The following is a 22,536-nucleotide window of genomic DNA, read 5'->3' on the forward strand; positions in this document are numbered from 1 at the left end:
AGGTTGGGACAATGGGTGTGGGGGACAGGGAACGGGTGGAGTGGATGGAAAGCACGAAAGCGGATCAAACGGATGACGCGGGGCCCGAAGGGCAGCATGCCCGGCCCGGCGGTGTGGCGAACCGCACGGTGCCCGGGCGCGCGATGAACTCGTTCAGCCCCGCGGACGAGGAGAAGTTCCGCGGGGTGCGCCGGATGAAACTCACGGCGACGGGCATGCTGCTGTTCGTCGCCGTCGTGTACGTACTGGCCAAGTGGGCCGGGAACTCCGGTGCGGGCGCCTGGACGGGCTATGTCGCCGCCGCCGCAGAGGCCGGCATGGTCGGCGCGCTCGCCGACTGGTTCGCCGTCACCGCGCTGTTCCGGCACCCCCTCGGCATCCCCATCCCGCACACCGCGATCATCCCCACCAAGAAGGACCAGCTCGGCGTCTCCCTGGGCGAGTTCGTCGGCGAGAACTTCCTCTCGCAGGACGTCGTACGGCAGCGGCTGCGCTCCGTCGGCATCGGCAGCCGCCTCGGCGCCTGGCTGGCCCATCCGGAGCACGCCGACCGGGTGACCGCGGAGCTGGCCACCGCCCTGCGCGGCGCCCTCGCCGTGCTGCGCGACTCGGATGTGCAGGCCGTCGTCGGCGAGGCCATCAACCGGCGGGCCGACGCCCAGGAGATCGCCCCCGGCATAGGGAAGACGCTGGAGAAGGTCGTCGCGGACGGCGGCCACCGGCGCGTCGTCGACCTGATCTGCGTACGCGCCCACGACTGGCTGGTCCTCCACAACGACCAGGTGATGGACGCCGTACAGGGCGGCGCCCCCGGCTGGACCCCGCGGTTCGTCGACAAGCGGGTCGGCGAGCGCGTCTACAAGGAACTGCTGCGTTTCGTCACCGAGATGCGCGACATGCCCGCCCACCCCGCCCGCGGCGCCCTCGACCGGTTCCTCACCGACTTCGCCTCCGACCTCCAGTCCGACACCGACACCCGCGCCCGGGTGGAGAACCTCAAGCGGGAGGTCCTCGGCCGCGGCGAGGTCCAGGATCTGATCGCGTCAGCCTGGTCCTCCGTACGGCAGATGATCGTGTCCGCGGCGGAGGACGAGCGCAGCGAACTGCGGCTGCGCGTGCGGGCCTCGCTGCTCTCGCTCGGTGCGCGCATGGCCACCGACGCGAAGCTCCAGGCCAAGGTCGACGGCTGGGTCGAGGGGGCCGCGGTGTACGTCGTGACGACGTACCGAGACGAGATCACCTCGCTCATCACGGACACGGTGGCGGGCTGGGACGCCGAGCACACCTCGAAGAAGATCGAGGCGCACATCGGGCGGGATCTGCAGTTCATCCGGATCAACGGCACGGTGGTTGGCTCGCTGGCGGGCCTTCTGATCTATACGGTGTCCCGGGTTCTGGGGGCGTAGCGCTCCGCGGGGTGCGCGGGTGTGGGTTGCGGGTTCGTCCGCGGGTGGGTGGGGGCTTGTCGCGCAGTTCCCCGCGCCCCCAAAAGGGGCGTAGCCCCGGGCTGCGTGGCGGGTGGCGGGTGAGAGGGGCGCGGATCTGGGGACTCGGGGACGTGCCCCGGCGCCGCACGTGCCCGGGGGCGGAGGAGGCGAGCCATGGCCGTCACCGAGGCCGATACCGGCACCGTGACCACAGCGGTCCCCGCCCGTCTGGACCGGCTGCCCTGGTCGCGGTGGCACTGGACCATCGTCATCGGGCTCGGCACCGTGTGGATCCTCGACGGCCTTGAGGTCACCGTCGTCGGCAACATCGCGGGCCGGCTCTCCGAGTCCGGCAGCGGGCTGCCCGTCTCGGCCGCCCAGGTCACCGGTATCGCGGCCGCGCTCTATGTGGCCGGGGCCTGCTCGGGGGCACTGTTCTTCGGCCGTCTCACGGACGTCTTCGGCCGCAAGAAGCTGTTCATGATCACCCTGGCCGTCTACCTCGCGGCCACCGCCATGACGGCGTTCTCCTTCTCCACCTGGTGGTTCTTCCTCTTCCGCTTCCTCACCGGCTTCGGCATCGGCGGCGAGTACGCGGCCATCAACTCGGCCATCGACGAACTGATCCCCTCCCACTACCGCGGCCGCGTCGACCTCATCATCAACGGCAGCTTCTGGCTCGGCGCGATCGGCGGCTCGCTCTTGTCGATCGTCGCCCTGAACACGGACCTGTTCGCGATCAACGTCGGCTGGCGGCTCACCTTCCTCCTCGGCGTCGTCCTCGGCCTGGTGATCCTGCTCGTACGCCGCAACGTCCCCGAAAGTCCCAGGTGGCTGTTCATCCACGGCAGGGGAGAGGAGGCCGAACGCCTCGTCGCCTCCGTGGAACGGCAGATCGAGGAGGAGACCGGACGCGAACTCCCGCCGCCCGCGGGCGAGATCACCATCCACCAGCGCAAGAGCATCGGGTTCCTCACCATCGGGCGCACGGTCTTCTCCACGTACCGCAAACGCGCCGTGCTCGGCCTCTCCCTCTTCATCGGGCAGGCGTTCCTCTACAACGCGATCACCTTCGGCTTCGGCGCCATCCTCACCAAGTTCTTCGACGTGCCGACCTCCAAGACCGGCTACTACTTCGCCGTCATCGCGGCCGGCAACTTCCTCGGCCCGCTGCTGCTCGGCAAGCTCTTCGACACCGTGGGCCGCCGGATCATGATCTCGTCCACCTACCTGCTCTCCGGCATCCTGCTCTTCGTCACCGCCTGGCTCTTCGACCGGGGCTCGCTGAGCGCGACGACGATGACCGCCTGCTGGTGCGTGGTCCTGTTCTTCGCCTCCGCGGGCGCCAGCAGCGCGTACCTCACGGTCTCCGAGATCTTCCCGATGGAGACCCGCGCGATGGCCATCGCCTTCTTCTACGCCATCGGCACCGCGGCCGGCGGCATCAGCGGGCCGCTGCTCTTCGCCGACCTGACCAGCACGGGCGTGGTCGGCGACACGGTGCTCGCCTTCCAGATCGGCGCCGGGCTGATGTGCGCGGCGGGACTGGTCGCGGCGGCACTCGCGGTACGGGCGGAACGGCGGTCGCTGGAGGACATCGCCAGGCCGCTGTCGGAGGCGGCTTCCCCGTCATCGGGGGCGAAGCCTTCCGGGTCATCGTCTTCAGGGTCGCCGCCTTCGGGGCCGCCGCCTTCCGGGCCCTCGCCGTCCGGGGCGACGGCGTAGACCCGTCCCTTCCGGAGCCTTGAACCTCCGGCCCGTACAGCTGTCGGCTCGCCCTCCCGGGGTCCTGAACCTCCGGCCCGTACGGCTGTCGGGTTGCCCTCCCAGGGGCCTTGAATCTCCGGCCCGTACGGCTGTCGGGTCGTCCTCCCGGATTGCCCGACGCCCGTCGGGTGACCTGCGAGGATGCGCCGTGTCACCGTTCTCGGAACGACGCAGCGACACGACGACGCAGAGCCGCGACGACGACGGGAACGCGCGTCGAATCGGAGGACGAGATGACGACCTACCCGCTGGACCCGGAGCTTGCCGCGGTCGTGCCCATGCTGCCCAGGGCCGACACCTCGGACCTCGAAGGCGCCCGGGCCGAGATGCTCGTCGGTGTCACCGCGGCCCTCGCGGACGTGGACCCCACCGGCGTGGACGTCTTCGAGGTGGTGGCACCCGGGCCGGAGGGCGCCCCGGACGTCCCCCTGCGCGGCTACCGCCCGCAGGGCGTCGAGGGCCCGCTCCCGGTGATCTACGACATCCACGGCGGCGGCTTCATGCTGGGCAGCGTCGACTTCGACCACGGGACGAACGTGGCGCTCGCGCGGGAACTGGGCGCCGCCGTCTTCTCCGTCGAGTACCGGCTCGCCCCCGAGAACCCGTACCCGGCCGGCCTCGAAGACGCGTACGCCGGACTCGTGCACATCACCAAGAACGCCGCCGAACTCGGTGTCGACCCCACCAGGGTCGTCCTCTTCGGCGCCAGTGCGGGCGGCGGTCTCGCGGCCGGTCTGGCGCTGCTCGCCCGGGACCGGGGCGGCCCCGCGATCGTCTTCCAGTACCTCGGCATCCCCGAACTCGACGACCGCCTCGACACGCCCAGCATGCGGGACTTCACCGACACGCCCCTGTGGAACCGGCCCAACGCGATCATCAGCTGGGACGCCTACCTCGGCGCCGGTGTGCCGGGCGGCCCCGACGTCCCGATCTACGCGGCTCCCGCCCGGGCCACCGCCGAGCAGCTTGTGGGGCTGCCGCCCGCCTACATCTCGGTGATGGAGTTCGATCCGCTGCGGGACGAGGGCATCGACTATGCGCGTGCGCTGCTCGCGGCCGGGGTGAGTGTGGAGTTGCATCTGTTCCCGGGGACGTTCCACGGCTCGGCGATGGTCGCCCATGCGGAGGTCTCCCAGAGGGATGCGGCGGAGGCGGTTGCGGTGCTTCGAAAGGTGCTGAGGTAGCGCTCTGCTGGGTGTGGCGGGGGTACCTGTCGTTCGTCGCGTGCGGGTTCGTTGTGGCTGGTCGCGCAGTTCCCCGCGCCCCTAACGGGGCGCCAATCGGAGCGCGTACAGCGCCAGTTGGGCCCTGAAGCGGTCCTGGGGGTCGCTCAGGCGGTAGCCCAACGCCGTTTCCACTCCTGCCAGGCGGGCGGCGACCGAGCTGTGGTGGAGGTGGAGGTCGGTGGCGGCATGGCGGAGGGAGCCGGTGCGCAGGAAGGCGGTCAGGGCGGCCAGTGCCGCCGGGCCGCCCTTGCCCTCGGCGAGTTCGGCCAGGGCGCGCACGTCGGGCTGGGCCCGCAGCCGGTCGGCGGGGATGTCGGCCAGCAGTGCCACCGGCCCGAGGGTGTCGTGGTCGACGACGGCCTCGTCGGGCAGCCCCGCCACATCGACGGCGAACCGCAGCGCGAGCCGGGCCTGCGCCCAGGAGACCCCGGCGTCCAGGGCGGGAGCACTGCCGCCGATCCCGATCCGTACGCCCTCGGCACCGTGCTCACGGAGGAACGCCCGCAACTCCTCGGCGGCCGACTCGGCGCCCGGCGCCAGCGCCACGGCGAGCGGGCCGACCGCGGCGACCCGCACCCCGGGCCGCAGTTCGCGCCGCCCGAGCACGGCCACCGAGGACGCCCCGGCGACGGCCACCACCCGCAGCGGCTGCTCGGGCGCCAGACCCAGCAGGCGCAGCGCCCGCGCCCGGTCCTCGACGGCCTCGCGCTCCGACAGCACCCGCTCGACCAGCGCCGGGTCCGCCACCTGATGGGGCGCGCTCTCCTGCTCACGGCTGCCGTGCACGACGCCCGCGGCGATGGCCATCCACTCCAGCACCAGCTCGTCGAAGGGCCCCGGCGCGCCCGCCCGCTCCAGCCACACCCGGCCGCCCGGCGCGAACTCGGCGCTCCCGGAGACCGTGCCGACAGGCCCCGCCGGTACGGTCCCGCCCGGCCCGAACCGCACCACCCGCCCGCCCACCTCAAGGCCCGCCGGACACTCGGCGAGACCCGCCGTGGACCGCACGAGCGACTCGGTGTCGAGCCGCCCGGCCCCGAGCAGCGCCTCGAAGTGCGCGATGACCCGCAGCGCCGCCGCAGCGTCCGCGTCGAGGGCCGACAGCCGTAGCAGCAGTCCCTTCATGACCTGGGAGTCTAGGCCGTGGGTGGCGAATGTGGGCCGGTCGTACGGGCCGGTCGTACGGGCGGCCGTGCGGGGCGGTCGTGCGCCCCGTCGCACGCTGTACGGGCGGGAGGAGGGCCCCGGCGATCTGAGTACGCGTACTCTGTCGGCCCCGTGTGCGCCTGAGGAACGCTCGTTCCCATGACCGAGAAGCTGCTGGGCCTGCTGTCGAAGCGCCCCTGGACGGAACGCTGGCTGACCCGCCTGCTGGGTGCCGCCCTGTCCTCGGCGGCGTACCTTCTCTGCCTGCCCTGGGATCTGCGCAACCGCCCCGAGTCACCCGGTTCGACGACCGAGACGACTCCGGTGACCGTCCTCGGCGTCGCGGTCCTTGCCGTGACCCTGCTCCTCCTGGCCGTGTACTTCGGCCACCGCGACGCCCTCGCCTGGCCCCTGCTGTTGGTGGCGGCGCCCCCGGCGACACTCATGTACCTCTCGTTCCGCACGAACCCCGAGCCGCCGGACGCCTCCCTGTGGCCTCTGACCTGGGCGTTCTCCACGCTTGTGATGGCGGCCGGGGTACTCGTCACCGCGTCCGTCGCCCGGCAGTTCAGGCAGGACACGGGAGACTCGACGGACGGGCTGGTGTTCGCCCACTCCTCCTCGGGAACGGGCGGCGGCTCCTCGGCCCCGGCCGTCAGGCGCCCGTCGTGGAACCAGGGCGGACGATCATGAGGATCGTGACGGTGGCCCAGAGCAGATTGAAGATGCCGGTGAACATGGCGAGCCGGACTGTGGCGCGGGGGTTCGCGGCGACGCCGATGGACGTGGTGGTGCCCGTGGTGGTCTCCGTGGTGCCACCGGCCCCAGCGGCACCGCCGGCCCCGGTGGCCTCGGCGGTCGTGTCGGCCCCGGCCGCCGCCTCCACCGCTTCGAGGAGTTCCTCCTGACGCGGCAGCACCAGCGCCAGCAGGACCGCTGCCGCGACACCGGTCAGCGCCATCGAGGCGATCAGCCAGGCGTCACCGAGCACGCCCATGCTCATGGCCGTGGCGAAACCGAACACGGGAACGGCGATGCCGAGGCCCGCGTACACCCGGCAGATCCGGTGCAGCAGCCGTAGCGTCTCCGCCGCCCGCTGGTCCCCCGGATCGGCGAGGGCACGGCGCGCGCCGGGCGGGAACATGCTGGCCGCCACGGTGACGGGCCCGACGGCGACGATCGCGGCCAGGACATGGAGAACGAGGAAGAACTTGGTCACGAGGGGACGGTAGGCGGCGTACCGGATCTTGTGGAAGTGGCGGTATTGCCAGTGTTCAACGGATTCTCGCCAGGGCTCGTCGGAGTTCGCGAGGCTCGCCAGGGCGGCCTGTTCGGGCAGTCGGCAGGCCGACAGCAGGCCAGCAGCCGATCGGAAGCAGGTCGGCCCCAGGCGGAACGCCACGCCACCCTCCTGTTGGCCAGAACCCGCGCCACCCCTACTCTTTCGCCATGCACACAGTGGCCGTACTGGTACTCGACCAGGTCATCCCGTTCGACCTCGCCGCGCCGATCGACACGTTCAACTGGGCCCGGCTGCCGGACGGCCGCGCGCCCTACCGGGTCAAGGTCTGCTCGGTGGCGGAGGAGGTGAGCGCGGGTCCGTTCGCCGTACGGGCGCCGTACGGTCTGGAGGCGCTGGCCGAGGCCGACACGATCGTCGTGCCGGGCACCGCCGACCCGACCGTGCCGCTGCCGACGGGCGTCGCCGAGGCCCTGTGCACGGCGGCCGCGAACGGGACGCGTATCGCGTCGATCTGCGTCGGCGCGTTCATCTTCGCCGCCACCGGTCTGCTGGACGGACAGCGGGCGACGACCCACTGGATCGCGGCGGCGGACCTGGCGGCCATGTACCCGAAGGTGACGGTCGACCCGAACGTCCTCTACGTCGACAACGGCCAGTTCCTCACCTCGGCCGGTGCCGCCGCGGCGATGGACATGTGCCTGCACATGATCCGCCTGGACTACGGCTCGGCCGTCGCCGCGCACGCGGCCCGGATGTCCGTCATGCCGCTCGAACGGGAGGGCGGGCAGGCCCAGTTCATCGTCCACGCCCAGCCGCCGGCCCCGGCCGGCACGACGATGGAACCCCTGCTGAGCTGGCTGGAGGAGCACTCCGACCGCGATCTGACCCTGGACGACATCGCGGCCCGGGCGGGCATGAGCGCCCGTACGCTCAACCGCCGGTTCCGCGAACAGACCGGCACCACGCCCCTGCAGTGGCTGCACCTGGCGCGGGTGCGCCGCGCCCAGCACCTCCTGGAGACCACGACCCACCCGGTCGAACGGATCGCGGTCCAGACGGGGTTCGGCTCACCGACGGCCTTCCGCGACCGCTTCAAGCGGGTGGTGGGCACGAGCCCGCAGGCCTACCGGAGAGCGTTCCGGGGAGCGCCGGTGGGATAGGGATCCGGCCCTCCCCGGGGACCTCAGCCGCGCCGGTCGGCCACCGCCCAGGACGCCAGTGCGACGGCCCCGGCCACACCGAACACCGCGGGCCAGGCGCCGACCTTCTTGGCGAGGGGATGCGATCCGGCGAACCCGGCGACGTACGCGACGGTCAGCGCGGTCGCCGCCCGCCCGCCGGCCTGCTGCCGCCACTGCTGTGCGGCCGTGGCCCCGGCGACGGCGAGTACGACCCCGCCGAGCTGCCGCTTCCTGGTCCAGCGAGCGACCCCGTACCCACCGATGAGCCCACCAGCGGCCACCGCCGCGGCCGGTACCTTCGCCATCACTGCCTCCTGGTGCTGCTTCCGGACGGGATTCCGGACGGTCAACCGAGGCTAACCGGCCCCCGCCGGGCGCCCGGCACCACCTCTCCCGAGAGCGGCAGCCCCAGCCCCGCCACGGCCCGCGCGACCAGCCGGGCCATCTCGACCGCGCCCCGCTCCTGGAAGTGGGTGTTGTCCTGGACCCCGTTCGGGAAGTTCGGATACTGCCCCGCGGCCAGCCACAGGAAGATCCCCTTGGACCCCTCGATCCCGACCCCGTCGAGGTGGACGCGGCTGGCCGCCGAGAGGTCGACCAGCGGGGCCCCTTCCTCCCGCGAGACCGCCTTCGCGGCATCCACGTACGCCGGGAAGGAGACGTTGAACTTCCCCGTCGACGCGTTGTAGGAGCGCCGCGACACCGGCGTCACGACGACCGGGGTCGCGCCCCGCGCCCGGGTCGCGCGGATGTAGTCGTTGCGCAGGTACTCCTTGTAGTCGGCGGGAGACGTGTACCGCTCCGGATTGCCCACGGTCGCGTCGTTGTGCCCGAACTGCACGAAGAGGTAGTCACCGGCCTTGATCACCTGATGGATCGCGGCCAGCCGCCCCTGCTCGATGAAGGACCGCGAACTCCGGCCGCCGATCGCATGGTTGGCGACGGTGATGTTCGAGGTCAGGAACGAGGACAGCTTCTGCCCCCAGCCGGCCTGGGGGTAGTAGCGGGAGTTGTACGTCTGGGCGGTGGAGTCACTGGCGATGTACACGGTGCCGGTGGCCGCGGCGGCGGCAACAGCGGCACCGGGCAGCCCCAGCACCCCGAGCGCTCCGCCCCCGACCGCACCCGCACCACCGACAAGAAACCGTCTACGACTGCTCACACTGACATTGCGGCTCATCCGACCATCCCTGCGCAGGAGTTGAGGAACTGTCAGAGAGAGGTGGCAGCCGGGAAGTGAAAGGTTGCCGGGGTCGGGGTCGTGGCCGTACCGGCAACCGGCGGGCCTACTCGGGCCCACTCGGGCCTACTGACGCGCGTCCGCCAGCCAAGTCCGCCAGACGTGACGGCTGTTGGGCACTTCGGGGCGGTCGAGAATCCACAGCACGTACCCGGCGTGCAACTGGGCCCAGGGGTTCTCCGAACGCCGGGCGCCCTCCAGCCGCACCCGCAGCGGATCCCCGTCGACGACCCGGGCGATGCGCACGTACTCGCGGTCCTTGCAGCGATAGGCACGCCGTACGACGATCTCCACCAGGTCGATCAGCTTGGTCCGGGCCACCGGATCCTGCCCGACGGCGTCGGTGGCCAGATCGCGGATGAGCCCCTCCTTGGTCCCCCACGCCTTGGCATGCCGGGTCCACTCCTCCGGATACCGGGCTTCCCACTCCAGGAAGAGCAGCGCGTAGGGCAACCCGGGCCATTCGGCGAGATCCTCGCCGTGGCCTCTGTCCCACATGCCGCTGGGCAGGGAATGGCTCCGGGCCCACAGGTACTCCTCGTTGGCCGACCGCAGCGCCGGATCCTCGTACGGATACATCACCCCCTGCCCCTGCAGCATCCGCAACGTCTCGTTGAACCGATGCTGAGCCTCCTCGGTCCTCCTGCGCGCGGAGGCCAAGTGGTCGAGCGCGGCGGCCCGTTCGGCCGGGTCGTTCGCGATCAGTCCGTACGCCCATGCCAGCCGCTTGTCCCATGCCCGGGCGTCGTCCATGTCCGCCCCGTGCCCTTTCCCATGCCCCATGGGACAGATCATCCCTGAGCGTGCCGCGCCCCGCTCCTCCGGGCACCGGTACCGGGAGGGGCGGGGGCGAGCAGGGGGCCTCGGATCAGCCGGCGCAGAGGGTCACATTGACGGTGTCGCCGTTGGCGACGGTCTTCGGGCTGTGGGGGTCGACCTGGATGACCGTGCCCGGCTTGCCGTACTTGCCGCAGTCCACCTTGCTGACCTTGCCCAGCTTGGTCTGGGTCTTCTCGATCTGCCCCTTGGCGTCGGCCAGGCTGGCGCCGAGGAGATCGATCGGGATGGTCATGCCCGCGCTGTGGGCGAACAACAGGGTGGCGGCGTCCTTGGCGGGCGCCGCTGTGATGGCGGCCGCGGGAGCGGGCTTCGGCGCGTCCGAACCGCCGGTGATGGAGGCGAGGGCGGTACCGCCGCCGGCCACGATGAGGGCGGCCGAGATACCGGCGATGGCCGTGGCGCGCTTGCGACGGGACCTGCGGGTGATGCCGGGCGCGTCGAAGGTGGGCGCGTCGGCGGAGTTCGCGAAGTTGTTCATGGCGTTCACCAGTTCCTCTTCGAAGGATGTGGGGTGTGCGCAGCCGAAGGGCCGCGAATCGTTCGAGGTCATCGGGTTCCCTCCTCGGGCTGCCGCGGTGAAGGGCCGGAGAGTGCGGGAAACTGGCTTCTGAGCTTTTCCATGCCGCGAGCGAGCTGTGACCGTACGGTGCTCTGCGAGATGCGCAGATCGGCCGCGATCTCGGCGTCGGACAGATCGTGGAAGTACCGAAGCACCACGACCGTCCGCATCCGCATCGGCAGACTCTGCAGAGCACGGACCAGCTGGTCCCTGCTGTCTATACGCCCGTACTCGTCACCCGGAGCCGCCATGTCACCGGTGTCCTGGTGAGGAACCGTGCGACGGAACCTCCGCCAACGGTCGTTGGCCAGGTTCACCATGATCCGCCGGACGTATGCGTCCGGAGCGTCCTTGGCGGCGATCGTGCGCCACTTGCGGCAGACCCGCTCCAGGGTCTCCTGGACCAGGTCCTCCGCCGTCTCGCGGTTCCCGGTCAGAACGAGGGCGCCGCGGAACAACGGAGCCGACCGGGCGGCGACGAACCGGTTAAAGTCCATCTCCGCCGACCCGACCTCGGCCTCACCACGACCGGCACTCAGCTTCCACTCGGTTGCCAGATCCACACGCTCCTCCCTTCCTGTCACCCCCTCGACGCGGAACCCGTGTTTTCTGCTGCACAGCGATGATGAGACCTGGATCACAGGCGGATCGAAAGCCGGAGACCATGCATACGCCCACACCCGCGCGCCCCCATGACAGGAGCCCCGTATGACTGATCCGGAACCGAGAGCAGCCCGCAGCAGCCGAGGGACAACCGGAGCCTGGCCCCTGATCCGCGCCGAGCGAACGGCACTGGCGGCCGATGTCACGGACCTGACCGACGAGCAGTGGAAAACGCGCTCGCTCTGCACCGAGCTGACGGTGCGCGAGGTGCTGGCGCACCTCACCGCGGGTGCGAGCCTCAACTCCGTACGCTGGCTGGCGGGTGTGATCCGCTGCCGGTTCGACTTCGACAAACAGGTGGCGATGCGGCTGGCCGAGCAGCTGGGCGCCACCCCGGCGGACACACTGGAGAGATTCCGACGGGTGGTCCCGAGCACGACCAAGCCTCCCCTCCCCACCCTGGCCATGCTGGGCGAGACGATCGTCCACGGAGAGGACATCCGACGCCCGCTGGGCATGGTCCGCGACCACCCGATCGAGACGGTCACGAAGGTGGCCGAGTACTACCGGGGCTCGGACCTCGTGGTCCTCGCCAAGGGACGCATCGACGGCCTGAGACTCACCGCGACGGACGGCCCTTTCACGACAGGCACCGGCCCGCTGGTCTCAGGTACGACCCTGGCCCTGGTGATGGCGATGACGGGGCGCGCGGCGTACTGCGACGACCTGGAGGGCGACGGAGTGGAGCTGCTCCGGACCCGCTGCGAGACGACGTGACGCGAGGAACCCAGGCAGCTTCTGTCACGAGGTACGCCGTGCAATCGCAGCGGAGCAGGCGCACTCTGGAGGAAGGTGGAAGCAGCGGAAGGCAGCTGGAAGACGGCTGGAGGGCAGCTGGAAACAGCGGCTCCGGAGGTGATCGTGATGACGATGAAGACCGCTGTCGGATGGCACATAGAGCTGGAATTCGACGAGGACGACAACCGCACGCGCGCAGCCGCCCTAGTGCGCCTCCCCGACGGAAGCGAGGTACGGGCCCACGGCTACGCGAGCCGCCACCCCTCCGACTCCAACCAGCCGAGGGTGGGCGAGGAAGTAGCCGGCGCCAGGGCCTTGAACGAACTGGCGATGAAACTCCTGACCAAGGCCCACGACGAAATTGACGAGGCCTCGGGCCGAACATCACACCCACTGACGTGAGCGGCCTCGCTCACTCGCGGTAGACGGGCGGGGTGTTGACATACGTATGCCCGGTCGGCGCGGTCCAGACGGCGTCCCCGGTACGGGCATCCCTGCCCACTCTCCACCCCGGATGATGAGTCTTGAGCCGATGATGCCGCCGACACAGCGGCTGAAGATTCTCGGGAGTGGTGGGCCCGCCCCGCTCAGGACGAGCATGGTCAAAAGCCCGAACATGATCGAGATCGCAACGCGAGGCAGGCATCCGACAACTGGGAAACGCACAGTACTGATCCCGAGCAACCACATGCCGCGCGGTCTCCGCGGTCGGCTTGTAGGTAGTGGGATCGCTCTTCACGAGCAGCCCACCAGCAGGCTGAACAAGAAGCCGCCGCCATACGGTCCCGGCGGCGAAGGCGATGTCCCGAACCTGACTGGCGGTGACTGGGCCGTACCCCTTCAGCTCACCCGGCCCGTCATCAACGCCCATAAGCACATCAATCGGCACGGTGACGTGAACAACAGCGGTGGTGGAAGGGGCCCCACGCGCTCCATTCCGCGGCTGCTGGACCACCAGGTCGTACAACGCATCGACCCGCTTCTGATCCAACGTACGCCCCTCGTCCCCGTACCCAAGGGCGTACGCCTCCACGACCTGCTCCATCACGGCGGCGCGCTGGGCGGGCAACACGGCCCCGAACAAGGCCATCCCATCCTCCTGCGGATAGGACAACAACTTCCGCTCCCGCACGCGCTGCTGATGACGACCCTCAGCCCCCTCGGGATCAACCCGAAGAACCTGCCGCCGCACAGCGGCCCGAGTCTGCCCAGCAGCCTGCCGAGGCATCTTCTCGACGAGCGCACGCTCGACCTCCCCAGCCACGTCCACCGCCAACGCAGCACACTGCTCGGCCACGATCCTGGCCTGCTGATACGAGATCTCCCCATCGGCCAGCAACCCGAGGGTCGCCGGATGCCGAGCCGTCAGCAACCGAGCAGTCTCCAACCGCTGAGCAGCAGTGGAATTGGCCAACTTCAAGGCGCAGGCAACTTCTTCAACGGCACAGTCCCACTCACCGAGAAAAACGGCATCCATATCAGAACCCACAGCAGGAACATCGGCCGACGCCGACCCCTCGGTGTGATCGGAAATGAAGGCCAACAACTCAACCTGCTTGGCCTGCAACCAAGCCAGATGCCGCTCCACAACGGCAAGCGCATCAATCCGCCCCCGAGGAGAAAGCCACGCACCCTTCAAATCATCAAGAGCAGCAGCGGTCTCACCACAGGGAGCCTGCTCCCGGAGGAGCGCGGCCCAGGCATCCAAAGACTCCGCGGCCACGTCAGTGGAGAAGGGCACTCCTCCCGGAACCACTTCGCTCACAGTTAACGCACCCCCCGCTGCCACGCCCCGAGATCACACCAACTCACCTTCCCACCAGGTGAGTTGACTCCTTCAATTCTCCTTCACTCAACGTGATAAGACCAGGTCAGCCAAGTAATCGAAAGGGTGAAAGAAAGGACCCATGCAGGGAACCCTCGGCGGCCCCGCACACCCGCACGTATAGAACCCCCCGCTACCCGAAAGCCGCTAAGCCACCCGGCGTGCTGGCGAGACGCAACCGCGCCCGAAGACCCCGCCCCACACCCAATCCCACCCGCGCCGCACGCCTACCCGGGGACCCCACTCTCCCCGGCCGCCCGCTCGCTTCCACCCCGTGATTCCGTGGGCCGAGTCAAGGGTGAAGCGAAGCGAAATCGCCGCAGGCGACGGCCAAAGGCCGCCCTTTACACGGCCCACGGAATCACGACACTGAAAAAGAAGCGGGCGGCCCCACGGCACCTTCGCAACCCAGGTTCACCAACACCACCCGGACAGCGACTCGACCAAGCCATCAAGACTTACTCGGCCAACCCACGCACCCTCGCGCCGCCACCCCACCCCTCCAAGTCGGCGCGGAGTTACTGCTCAGAGTCCGCGCGAGATTGCGGCACCACATCACGCCGGGCGGATTCTCCCGCTATTCCGAGATTCTGCCGAGCATGCTCGTGGAAATTGTTGAGGGTGACCAACCATTCGTTGGCGCGCTCGTGCCACATGTCCTGGGTGATCTCTTCGGCGCCCCGGGCCGGCCGTTCCAGCTGCCACAGCCGACCGTTGAGATCGTGGGCAGCCTGTACGGTCGCCGCGTCGCCCAGCAGCATCACCCGCTCAAAGGCGTGCGACCGATCCCCCTCGGCCGCCCTCATCTCGGCCAGCAGAGCATCACGAGCCGCCGGATCACTGTCGTCCCACTGCGGGGTGAACACCTGCTGTGCGCACCGATAGACGTGCTTGACGGCCGCGACGTAAGCGACGTACGAGTCGAGGCGGTGCGCGTCCCACCGAACGCGCAGATCACGCTCGAACCGATCCCGCTCGGTCAGCCGAGTAGTGAGGTAGGACCCCGCGGCCCCCGCCATGACCGCGCCCACCGTGACCAGCTGCTCAGCAAACCCCACGTCGACCCCTGGATCCCTATCGGCCATCATCCGGTCACAGTTCGAGGCCCCCGGCCCCGATACCAGTGGGCGAGGAATCCACCACCGTCCGCCCAGACTCTGGAATTTCGCGCGCCAGACTACCCCTCGCCATGGACCGCATCAGTGACAGGCCACTCCACGCGCAACGCCTACGCGCCATGGACCATCGTTGGCTCCACCGGCTAGGCGGACCCACCGCTGATCGCCACGGGAGGGGGCTCTGGTCGCCGCGTGTTCTCGACCGCAACTCGGCAGCTCAGCCTGCCGCGAGAGCATCGCCATCCAAGGCCCGTATGAAGGCCCGCCAGGCGTGAACGCGAATGGTGAGCACGGGGCCACGACTGTCCTTGGAGTCGCGTACGAGGGCCCCGCCGACGGCGTGGGCGCACTCGACGCACTCACCGCCCGCGCCGTTGCTGTAAGAGGACTTGAACCACGATGAGGGGTCCCGGGGAGCAGGCCGCGCAATGCTCATCTTGCGTATTCCTTAAGAATGGACTTGATCAGCTCGGCGGAGCGCTGAGGGCTCAGGGCAGCTGCCCTCAAGCCGTCGAACGCCCTCGTGTACTCACGCACATGATGCTCCCCTTCCAGGTAGACGGCATCGGTGATGCCGTCCCGGTACACGATGTCCGGGTCCTCCTGGTCGGGGAAGCCGAGCATGGTGAACGATCCCGTGGCCGGGTAGGTGCCTGAGTCGAACGGGAGGACCTGCAATGTGACGCTCGGCAACTCCGATGACTCCAGGATGCGTTCGAGCTGTTCTCTCATCAGCGCCCGCTCCCCGATGACATTGCGGAGAGACCCTTCGTTCACGACGAACCAGGCATCCGGGGCCTCGGGTCGCGTCAGCATGGCCTGGCGCTCCATGCGTACGCGCACCGCGCGATCGATGTCCTGGGCGGGCAGATGTGCACCCGTCTTGTGAAGTTCGCAGGCGTACGCCGGGGTCTGCATGAGCCCGGGGAGCAACTCGCACTGGTACTGACGGAACGTGGAGGCTTCCTGCTCCAGGCCGATGTAGATGGAGAACCACTGGGGCACCCCCGATCCGTGCTCCTGCCACCAGCCGCGCGTCTTGGCCTGCCTCGCAAGAGACTTCAGGAACTCGCGCAGTTCGTCGCCGGTCTCGTAGAAGCGGCACAGCGCATCGATGTCGGACGGCTGGACCCTGCCGCTTCCCGTCTCCATCCGATTGACCTTGGAGCCACTCCAGTCCAGTGCCGAACCGACTTGGGCGCAGGTGAGGGCGTTGGCCTCGCGCAGCTTCTTCAGCTCGATCGAGAGGCGACGACGGCGTGCCGTCGGTGAACCTGCCATTCCCAACACCCTTCTCGGTAACCGGCGTTCAGTCTCGTGCCAAGGGGCGGGCTTGCCAATCACTCGGAAGTGGGAATCCCGCCGTGCACATTGCACGACGGGATACGCGGACGCCATCCTGGCAAGCAACGCCACTCACTGTGAGCGTTCGTGACACTCCGCCGATCATCTGGAGCCGGCGGCGACGGCGAGCGACGAGAGGGGACCCGGTGATTCAGGAAGCGTGCATGTCCCGGAAGCCATGGGACTTGGCCTTCACGGCCGAACCCGAGGAGGTGGCAGCCCTGCGCCGCATCATGAGGCTGCACCTGGGGGTCTGGGGCCTGCACGAAGTCACCGACGACGCCCAACTCTGCGTTAGCGAGCTCGTGTCCAACGTAATTACGCACGTTGGTCCCGGCACTCCGACCACTCTCGCTGTCTCTATGAACGGCACTCATCTGCGTATCGAGGTCCACGACCCCGGCGCCCGAGCCCTTCCGACGCTCCTTAGCTCGGACCTCGATGCCGAGTCGGGGCGGGGCATGGCACTCATCGATGCCACCGCCGACCGCTGGGGCGTCCAACTCCTGGCTGACCGCAAAGTGACATGGTGCGAGCTCTCCACCAGCCTGACCACGCCCAACGGGCACGGCGGAGGATCCCGTGTGGCAAGAGCCGAGGGAATGCTCGATCTGTATCGGGCAGCAAAGTCGCCGCGAACAGCAGTCGCAAGTTCGCTGAGCATGGCCACGGCAGAGGAAGCGGCGATCCATGCCATCGCCGACCTCCTGCACTGGCTTCGAGCGCATGGCCGTGATGCGGATGAAGCGCTCGACCGAGCCCAGACGCACTTCGAGGCTGAAGTTGGCCTCGTAGGCGAATCGATGTGAGTGTCACCCCGCCACGATTGCCGAGTACGTCCAGACATCCGCTGGGATCTCGTGCCTCAGCTTCCATGTGATTGCCATCGGCTTGCTTCCCGTGTGGCCGTCGTACTCGGCCGGGCCGAGCAGCATCCAGGGTTGAGCTCCTCCGATATCAGTGCTCTTGTAGCGGCGCACAAAGAGCAGAACGTGACTGCCCTCAGTGGTGTGATGCTGGTAGCGGAGCCCGGTCGGGGAGGTGTCCGAGGTCTGGTTTTGGGACTCCCAATGGAAGGCAGTCTCGCTCAGTGCGTAGTCGTGATAGCGGGTCTGCGGAGAGAAGTCTTTCTCGTCCTTCTCTAGCGTGATGAGGAGAGCGTCGGTCTTGTGCGACTCGCACCACTTCACACCCTCGCGGAAGTCGCCTGGCATGAAGCCGCCGATGTAGGACTGGCCAAGGGCGGGAAGGATCTCCTCGCGGCTGTAAGAGGCGTGCACGGTCAGTGGGACGCCGTTCTGCCCGCCAATCCCTAGCAGTGGGACCGGGACGTGCTCGGTGTGATCGAGGTTGTATGCCAGCACCTGGCGTAGCTCGCTGCGGATGGCGTGCTGCTTGCGCAGAGTTGCAAATCCGGCGTCGTAGTGTGCGAAGCCCTTGCGGGTGATGCCTCCGAGCGGCCACAGCTGGAAGAAGAGCATGCGGGCGTAGGCCTGCCCCTGCTCGTCGAGTTCGGTGTAGAGGGGGGCGTCGTCTTCCAACATCCGTGTGTACGCTGCTACTCGGAGCGGGTCATCCACGTGGAGGAAGGCGGAGATTCGCTTGAGTAGTGCTGCTTCACTTTCCGGTTCCGCACCCTTCAACAGGCCAGAGCGGCGCAGCAGCCCAGTCCATGAGTTGCCGTTTCCTCGGTAGAGCTCTTTTAGTTCGCGCCCGCTCTCGCGGAGATAGTGGCTCAGCTTCGGTTCGGAATAGTCTGCGACCTCGCGCGCCAGGGCAGTAACGTTGACGCCGATCTGTTCCTTGATGTTGGCGATGATGGTCTTCTTCGCCTTCTCCTCAAGGAGGATCTGGCAGCCGGACGGAAGCTGCGGGAAGTCATGCTCGATGTTGTCCAGGAGTCGCTTGCGGGTCAGGTTCGTGAGCGCTCGGAACTGATTCTCGAAGCGAAACTCCTTGCGATGCTGCCCGATGAAGTCCAGCACGGTCAGCACCGCTTTGTCCTCGGTGCGGCGAAGGCCCCGGCCGAGCTGCTGGAGGAACACCGTTGCGCTTGAGGTGGGGCGGAGCAGAAGCAGCGTGTCTACATCAGGGATGTCGAGGCCCTCGTTGAAGAGATCGACGGAGAAGATCGCCTGTAGGGACCCGGACTTGAGGTCAGCCAGTGCCTGCTTGCGTTGCTCGGCTGGACTCTCGCCGGACAAGGCAATGGCGTTGAGGCCAGCAACGCGGAAGTGCTTCGCCATGAAGTGCGCGTGCTTGACTGACACGCAGAAGCCCAGTGCCCGCATGGCACCGGGCTCCACGAGCTTTTCTTCAACGGCCTTCACGACCAGCCGTGCCCGTGCGTCATTGCCGGTCAGTACGTTGCTCAAATCACTTGCGTCGTACGCTCCGCGGCCCCACTTCACCGTACTCAGATCGGTGTTGTCGCTGATTCCGAAGTAGTGAAAGGGGCTGAGTAGATCATTCTCCAAAGCCTCCCATAGCCGCATCTCGGCAGCGATCCGGCCGTCGAAGAACTCGTCTTGGATGTTCTTTCCATCCATACGCTCAGGCGTCGCTGTCAGCCCAAGCAGCTCCAATGGATGGAAGTGATCGAGGATCTTCCGATACGTCGGTGAGGTCCCGTGATGGAATTCGTCGATCACGATCATGTCGAAATGATCAGGGGAAAGCTGGTCGAGAGCGCGTGCGTTCAGTGATTGCACGCTGGCGAAGACATGCGTCCACCGCTCTGGGATTTCCCCGCTGTGGAGAGACTCGCCGAAGTTCGGGTCTACCAAGACGTCTTGATAGGTTCGCAAGGACTGCTGCAAGATCTCCTTGCGGTGGGCGACGAATAGTAGCCGCAGGTCACGTCCGTGCTTCTTGCGTAGCTGCTTGTAATCGAGTGCAGCCATCACAGTCTTGCCGGTTCCAGTAGCCGCCACTAGAAGATTTCGGTGTCGGTCGTGCACCTCCCGATCGACTTCTAGCCGCTCCAACATGTCGCGCTGATGTGCGTAGGGCCGCACCTCAAGACCGGACAGCGTGATACCGCGGTCCACGGCTGGCTTTGAAGAGGTGCCTCCGGCGATCGCCAAGGCTTCCTGTAGGCGAGTTCCATCAGCTTCGGGGTCGTATGTCTCGAAGGACGGGTCACTCCAGTACGCCTCGAAGGTTGCCTCGAATTTTCGGAGTACATCGGGCGTGGCGATGGAAGACAGTCGAACATTCCACTCCAGACCATCGAGCAGTGCGGCTTTTGAGAGGTTGGAGCTCCCGACGTACGCCGTGTCGTAACCGCTCCTGCGACGGAATAGCCAAGCTTTGGCGTGAAGCCGTGTCGACCGTGTCTCGTAGTTGACCTTGACTTCGGCGTTGAAATCTTGCACCAAACGATCCAGAGCGCGACGCTCGGTTGCTCCGATGTACGTCGTCGTGATGACGCGTATGGGTACGTCCCGCTCATGGGCTGCTTTGAGGGACTGCTCGATGATGCGCAGACCGTGCCACTTCACGAAGGCGCAGAGGAGATCGACCCGGTCGGTGGTGGCGAGCTCGGCGCGCAGTTCGAAGCCGAGACTGGGGTCCTCTGGCGAGTTGGTTATCAGCGCTGTGTCGGAGAGTGGGATAGCCGGGCGGACGGCGAAGACACCCGGTGCCTCCTGCCGTGTTAGCGCTAGGAGTTGGCGCGGTCCTTCGGCGACCACGTCCACCCATTCCTTCGCCCCTTCAAGAGTGCCGATGGACTCCAGGAGGTGGTTCGCCGCGTGCACCCGCTCCGCAGCTGGGAGGGTGTTCAGTACGCGTCGAACAGCTCCGGCGACGTGTCTTGCCAGAACATGGGGAACCGATTCGGCTCCCACAGCCTCGTGTACCGGGTGCCATCCCAGGGCGGCGAGTTCCTTCAGCCTCTGCTCGCACCGCAGCGTGATGAGCTCCTCGTACACACCCGCGACGGGCTGCGACAGGTCTCCCGGCTCAGACACGCTGATCCCCCTTGATCGCTCAGGCAACTGCGCCCATGTGTAACAGAGACCACTGACACCGGGCGAGGAGGGCTGATTCGGAACCTCCATGCGCCACAACCAGTCAACTCTTGATAAGGGTTTGACATCAGTGATCGATTTCGCTCCAGTGGAGCCGTGGAAATCGAACGAGTCATCGGTCATGTAGAGGGTGTCGCGGTGGGGGATGTCTTCCATCGGAGGATGGATGTGCTGCGGGCCAAGCTGCACCGAGCCAACCAGAAGGGCATCTCTTGGCTCGCCGACAAGGACGGCAGTGAAGTCGGCGACGCCATCGTGCTGCACGGGGGGTACGAAGACGACGAGGATCACTGGACGTGGGTGCGATACACAGGCGCCTCGCCGGACAAAGACAAGGATGCAGCAACTGGGAAGCTTCTGCGTAGCCAATCATGGCTGTATCAGGATAATGCTGCCCTGAAGCGCAGCTATGAGCGCAAATATCCCGTCCGTGTCATCCGCGGCTTTGAAGGAGACCCGCGCTACTCGCTGCCTGATGACTACCGTTATGACGGCCTGTACGAGATTACGGCGATCCGTACGGCGATTTCGAAGTCGCCTGCACCAGACGGCTCGGATATCGAAATCTGCCAGTTCGACTTGGAGCGTCTTTCTGACCCTCTCCAAGAGCCTACCTCTGCAGAGCGCCATATCGTCGAAATGCTAGAGGAGCTCGACGAACAGCAAGAGGAAAAGTTTCCCGAGGTGCGCACTTCGAAGGTGCAGCGTCTTGTGCGGGATGCCGCGGCAGCCAGGCGCGTTAAGAAGCTTTACGCAGGCGAGTGCCAGCTGTGTGGCCTCCGCATGGAAGGACCGGATGGAAAACCCTACAGCGAGGGTGCTCACATAAGGCCTATAGGTGCGCCTCACCATGGCCCTGACGTTGAGCCGAATATCCTGTGCCTGTGCCCCAACTGCCATGTGCGGCTCGATATCGGGGCTGTCGTCGTTGCCGATGACTGGTCAATCATCGTGCGCGCAGGCATGTTCGGCGCAGATGTATTGCCGAAGCTGACGATGAAGGGTTGGCACAAAGTGCACCCGGACTATGTTCGCTATCACCGTGAGAAGTGGGAGAAGCAGGCCAGCCCCAGCCAGGAACAGTAAGGCTGGGGCTCATTGTGGCGGGCTATTCCGTCCCGTGGCACCCCTCATACACTCGCCCCGACCCACACCAACAAGACGCCCCCCGCTCCGGCGGCCAAGCCTCCGCCCTCCCCCTCGCCGCCAACGTCGTCGCATACTGCGGCAACAACGAAGCATCACCGGGCGAAGCCCCCTCCGAGGCAGCGAACGCCTCGTAAGAAGGAACCGTGCCTGTCACGATCCCCAAGTTCGGCGTGCCGGAGGCCGCGAGCTCCCTCAGTGATCCCTCTATCGTCGCCAGGTGCTCCTCATGCGACGGGTACTCCTCCGCCAAGGTCGGATACGCCGTCACCAGTTCCGACAGTTCCGAGGTCGGCCAGTGGAGGACCGCTACCGGGAACGGGCGGGACAGTGCCTCGCGGTACGTGCCCAACTCGGCGCGCAGGCGCGAGATTTCCGCCTCCAGTTCCGCCGGGTTGTCCGAGCCCAGGGACCACACGCGCTTGGGGTCGTGGAGTTCGTCCAGGGAGACCGGGGAGGAGTGGAGGGTGTCCGCGAGGGAGTCCCAGTTGTCGTGGGGCAGGCCCAGCATGCGGCGTACGCGGTGGCGGCCGAAGAGGACCGGGTGGGTCGCGTACGGGGGTTCGGGGACGTCCGTCAGGAGGTGGGTCGCCGCCTCCGTGAACGTCTGCTGTGCGGCTTCGAGCTCGTCGTGGGACTCCAGGGACTCGGCCACGATCACCCAGGGGGCCGGATCGCGGGGTGACGCCGCGCGGACGCCCTCGATGATCGCCTTCGCCTCCGCCTCGTGGCCGTACTCCCAGAGGTTGGCCGCCTTGAGGGCCCGTACCAGGAATGGGTTCTCCAGGGGGGTCGCGCTGGAGAGGAGACGGTCGTAGAAGGCGGTGGCTCGCGGGCGGTCGTCGGCCAGTTCGAGGTGGGCCGCAGCCTGCAGCAGCAGGTGCTCGGCGTCCTCGGGGTAGAGGCCGGCGGTCCGCTCCAGGCGTGCTGCTTCGGCGTTGTGGTCGACGTACTCGGCAGACGTGTCGGGGCGCATGGTGGACACCGTACTGCCGACCGCCCGGCGGAGGAGAGGTATGGGCAGGCCAGGGGTGAGATC

At 67.6% G+C, this 22,536-nt stretch carries 22 protein-coding genes; 9 read left to right on the forward strand and 13 right to left on the reverse strand.

Going from position 1 to position 22,536, the window contains the following annotated elements; translation table 11 throughout:
* Positions 1-44: 44 nt before the first annotated feature.
* The 3 genes from JEQ17_RS29175 (at position 45) to JEQ17_RS29185 (ending at position 4,378) form a co-directional block, all read left to right on the forward strand.
* Positions 45-1,406 carry a DUF445 domain-containing protein gene (locus JEQ17_RS29175; protein ID WP_200397927.1) on the forward strand — a complete coding sequence of 454 codons (1,362 nt, stop codon included), beginning with the start codon at positions 45-47 and terminating at the stop codon, positions 1,404-1,406.
* A 195-nt stretch (positions 1,407-1,601) separates the two neighbouring features.
* Positions 1,602-3,152 (forward strand): MFS transporter, encoded by a 1,551-nt coding sequence (locus JEQ17_RS29180; protein WP_200397928.1) that lies wholly within the window; start codon positions 1,602-1,604, stop codon positions 3,150-3,152.
* A gap of 275 nt (positions 3,153-3,427) precedes the next feature.
* Positions 3,428-4,378, forward strand: a complete 951-nt coding sequence (locus JEQ17_RS29185) for an alpha/beta hydrolase (RefSeq protein WP_200397929.1) — start codon at positions 3,428-3,430, stop codon at positions 4,376-4,378.
* Positions 4,379-4,459: 81 nt separating this feature from the next.
* Here the strand turns inward: JEQ17_RS29185 and JEQ17_RS29190 are convergent, their stop codons facing one another.
* On the reverse strand, positions 4,460-5,545 hold the full coding sequence (locus JEQ17_RS29190) for a PucR family transcriptional regulator (RefSeq protein ID WP_200397930.1): 1,086 nt from the start codon (positions 5,543-5,545) through the stop codon (positions 4,460-4,462).
* Positions 5,546-5,725: 180 nt separating this feature from the next.
* Between JEQ17_RS29190 and JEQ17_RS29195 the strand changes: the two genes are divergently transcribed.
* Positions 5,726-6,259, forward strand: coding sequence for a hypothetical protein (locus JEQ17_RS29195; protein WP_234048406.1), 534 nt, complete (start codon positions 5,726-5,728; stop codon positions 6,257-6,259).
* Here JEQ17_RS29195 and JEQ17_RS29200 read toward each other — a convergent pair.
* Complete coding sequence (locus JEQ17_RS29200) at positions 6,222-6,785, reverse strand: protease (protein ID WP_200401776.1); 564 nt, start codon at positions 6,783-6,785, stop codon at positions 6,222-6,224. The two genes, JEQ17_RS29195 and JEQ17_RS29200, sit on opposite strands and share 38 nt — an antisense overlap.
* Before the next feature lie 230 nt (positions 6,786-7,015).
* Here JEQ17_RS29200 and JEQ17_RS29205 point away from each other — a divergent pair, with 230 nt between their 5' ends.
* Positions 7,016-7,969, forward strand: coding sequence for a GlxA family transcriptional regulator (locus JEQ17_RS29205; RefSeq protein ID WP_200397931.1), 954 nt, complete (start codon positions 7,016-7,018; stop codon positions 7,967-7,969).
* A gap of 23 nt (positions 7,970-7,992) precedes the next feature.
* Here the strand turns inward: JEQ17_RS29205 and JEQ17_RS29210 are convergent, their stop codons facing one another.
* The 5 genes from JEQ17_RS29210 to JEQ17_RS29230 all read right to left on the reverse strand — a co-directional run bounded on the left by JEQ17_RS29210 (position 7,993) and on the right by JEQ17_RS29230 (position 11,192).
* Complete coding sequence (locus tag JEQ17_RS29210) at positions 7,993-8,295, reverse strand: hypothetical protein (protein ID WP_200397932.1); 303 nt, start codon at positions 8,293-8,295, stop codon at positions 7,993-7,995.
* A 41-nt stretch (positions 8,296-8,336) separates the two neighbouring features.
* Entirely contained in the window at positions 8,337-9,170 is an 834-nt protein-coding gene (locus JEQ17_RS29215) for a rhamnogalacturonan acetylesterase (protein WP_200397933.1), read from the reverse strand.
* Positions 9,171-9,296: 126 nt separating this feature from the next.
* Complete coding sequence (locus JEQ17_RS29220) at positions 9,297-10,013, reverse strand: hypothetical protein (protein WP_200397934.1); 717 nt, start codon at positions 10,011-10,013, stop codon at positions 9,297-9,299.
* An 85-nt stretch (positions 10,014-10,098) separates the two neighbouring features.
* The gene (locus JEQ17_RS29225) at positions 10,099-10,620 is read right to left on the reverse strand and encodes a PASTA domain-containing protein (protein WP_200397935.1); all 522 of its coding nucleotides are present in this window, start codon (positions 10,618-10,620) and stop codon (positions 10,099-10,101) included.
* The gene (locus tag JEQ17_RS29230) at positions 10,617-11,192 is read right to left on the reverse strand and encodes a SigE family RNA polymerase sigma factor (RefSeq protein ID WP_234048407.1); all 576 of its coding nucleotides are present in this window, start codon (positions 11,190-11,192) and stop codon (positions 10,617-10,619) included. Before JEQ17_RS29230 ends, JEQ17_RS29225 begins: the two co-directional genes overlap by 4 nt.
* A 145-nt stretch (positions 11,193-11,337) precedes the next feature.
* Here JEQ17_RS29230 and JEQ17_RS29235 point away from each other — a divergent pair, with 145 nt between their 5' ends.
* Together JEQ17_RS29235 and JEQ17_RS29240 are read left to right on the forward strand one after the other, a co-directional pair.
* Positions 11,338-12,009 carry a maleylpyruvate isomerase family mycothiol-dependent enzyme gene (locus JEQ17_RS29235; RefSeq protein WP_200397936.1) on the forward strand — a complete coding sequence of 224 codons (672 nt, stop codon included), beginning with the start codon at positions 11,338-11,340 and terminating at the stop codon, positions 12,007-12,009.
* 147 nt (positions 12,010-12,156) lie between these two features.
* Positions 12,157-12,432: a DUF1876 domain-containing protein gene (locus tag JEQ17_RS29240; protein ID WP_186001011.1), complete on the forward strand. Its 276-nt coding sequence runs from the start codon at positions 12,157-12,159 to the stop codon at positions 12,430-12,432.
* Between the two features lie 10 nt (positions 12,433-12,442).
* Here JEQ17_RS29240 and JEQ17_RS29245 read toward each other — a convergent pair whose 3' ends face one another.
* From JEQ17_RS29245 to JEQ17_RS29260, 4 genes are all read right to left on the reverse strand, one after another.
* On the reverse strand, positions 12,443-13,795 hold the full coding sequence (locus JEQ17_RS29245) for an HNH endonuclease signature motif containing protein (protein WP_234048408.1): 1,353 nt from the start codon (positions 13,793-13,795) through the stop codon (positions 12,443-12,445).
* A gap of 578 nt (positions 13,796-14,373) precedes the next feature.
* Positions 14,374-14,913, reverse strand: a complete 540-nt coding sequence (locus JEQ17_RS29250; protein WP_200397938.1) for a hypothetical protein — start codon at positions 14,911-14,913, stop codon at positions 14,374-14,376.
* A gap of 277 nt (positions 14,914-15,190) precedes the next feature.
* On the reverse strand, positions 15,191-15,409 hold the full coding sequence (locus JEQ17_RS29255) for a DUF397 domain-containing protein (RefSeq protein WP_200397939.1): 219 nt from the start codon (positions 15,407-15,409) through the stop codon (positions 15,191-15,193).
* Entirely contained in the window at positions 15,406-16,254 is an 849-nt protein-coding gene (locus JEQ17_RS29260; RefSeq protein ID WP_200397940.1) for a helix-turn-helix domain-containing protein, read from the reverse strand. Before JEQ17_RS29260 ends, JEQ17_RS29255 begins: the two co-directional genes overlap by 4 nt.
* 227 nt (positions 16,255-16,481) lie before the next feature.
* On the opposite strand from JEQ17_RS29260, the gene JEQ17_RS29265 reads away from it, so the two are divergent.
* Positions 16,482-17,126: an ATP-binding protein gene (locus tag JEQ17_RS29265; protein WP_200401778.1), complete on the forward strand. Its 645-nt coding sequence runs from the start codon at positions 16,482-16,484 to the stop codon at positions 17,124-17,126.
* A gap of 3 nt (positions 17,127-17,129) precedes the next feature.
* On the opposite strand, the gene JEQ17_RS29270 is transcribed toward JEQ17_RS29265, so the two are convergent.
* Entirely contained in the window at positions 17,130-20,291 is a 3,162-nt protein-coding gene (locus tag JEQ17_RS29270; protein WP_267924842.1) for a DEAD/DEAH box helicase, read from the reverse strand.
* A 222-nt stretch (positions 20,292-20,513) separates the two neighbouring features.
* Between JEQ17_RS29270 and JEQ17_RS29275 the strand changes: the two genes are divergently transcribed.
* Positions 20,514-21,437 carry a YDG/SRA domain-containing protein gene (locus JEQ17_RS29275; RefSeq protein WP_234048410.1) on the forward strand — a complete coding sequence of 308 codons (924 nt, stop codon included), beginning with the start codon at positions 20,514-20,516 and terminating at the stop codon, positions 21,435-21,437.
* 22 nt (positions 21,438-21,459) lie between these two features.
* On the opposite strand, the gene JEQ17_RS29280 is transcribed toward JEQ17_RS29275, so the two are convergent.
* Complete coding sequence (locus JEQ17_RS29280) at positions 21,460-22,473, reverse strand: hypothetical protein (protein WP_200397942.1); 1,014 nt, start codon at positions 22,471-22,473, stop codon at positions 21,460-21,462.
* Between the last annotated feature and the right edge of the window lie 63 nt (positions 22,474-22,536).

This window comes from Streptomyces liliifuscus (assembly GCF_016598615.1).
Taxonomy (GTDB): Bacteria; Actinomycetota; Actinomycetes; order Streptomycetales; family Streptomycetaceae; genus Streptomyces; species Streptomyces liliifuscus.

Coding starts and splice junctions, on each gene's coding strand:
- JEQ17_RS29215 (WP_200397933.1), bottom strand. CDS start 9,170: ATGAGCCGCAATGTCAGTGTGAGCAGTCGTAGACGGTTTCTTGTCGGT.
- JEQ17_RS29180 (WP_200397928.1), top strand. CDS start 1,602: ATGGCCGTCACCGAGGCCGATACCGGCACCGTGACCACAGCGGTCCCC.
- JEQ17_RS29185 (WP_200397929.1), top strand. CDS start 3,428: ATGACGACCTACCCGCTGGACCCGGAGCTTGCCGCGGTCGTGCCCATG.
- JEQ17_RS29225 (WP_200397935.1), bottom strand. CDS start 10,620: ATGACCTCGAACGATTCGCGGCCCTTCGGCTGCGCACACCCCACATCC.
- JEQ17_RS29235 (WP_200397936.1), top strand. CDS start 11,338: ATGACTGATCCGGAACCGAGAGCAGCCCGCAGCAGCCGAGGGACAACC.
- JEQ17_RS29190 (WP_200397930.1), bottom strand. CDS start 5,545: ATGAAGGGACTGCTGCTACGGCTGTCGGCCCTCGACGCGGACGCTGCG.
- JEQ17_RS29260 (WP_200397940.1), bottom strand. CDS start 16,254: ATGGCAGGTTCACCGACGGCACGCCGTCGTCGCCTCTCGATCGAGCTG.
- JEQ17_RS29240 (WP_186001011.1), top strand. CDS start 12,157: ATGACGATGAAGACCGCTGTCGGATGGCACATAGAGCTGGAATTCGAC.
- JEQ17_RS29265 (WP_200401778.1), top strand. CDS start 16,482: ATGTCCCGGAAGCCATGGGACTTGGCCTTCACGGCCGAACCCGAGGAG.
- JEQ17_RS29195 (WP_234048406.1), top strand. CDS start 5,726: ATGACCGAGAAGCTGCTGGGCCTGCTGTCGAAGCGCCCCTGGACGGAA.
- JEQ17_RS29175 (WP_200397927.1), top strand. CDS start 45: ATGGAAAGCACGAAAGCGGATCAAACGGATGACGCGGGGCCCGAAGGG.
- JEQ17_RS29220 (WP_200397934.1), bottom strand. CDS start 10,013: ATGGGGCATGGGAAAGGGCACGGGGCGGACATGGACGACGCCCGGGCA.
- JEQ17_RS29205 (WP_200397931.1), top strand. CDS start 7,016: ATGCACACAGTGGCCGTACTGGTACTCGACCAGGTCATCCCGTTCGAC.
- JEQ17_RS29210 (WP_200397932.1), bottom strand. CDS start 8,295: ATGGCGAAGGTACCGGCCGCGGCGGTGGCCGCTGGTGGGCTCATCGGT.
- JEQ17_RS29255 (WP_200397939.1), bottom strand. CDS start 15,409: ATGAGCATTGCGCGGCCTGCTCCCCGGGACCCCTCATCGTGGTTCAAG.
- JEQ17_RS29280 (WP_200397942.1), bottom strand. CDS start 22,473: ATGCGCCCCGACACGTCTGCCGAGTACGTCGACCACAACGCCGAAGCA.
- JEQ17_RS29275 (WP_234048410.1), top strand. CDS start 20,514: ATGGATGTGCTGCGGGCCAAGCTGCACCGAGCCAACCAGAAGGGCATC.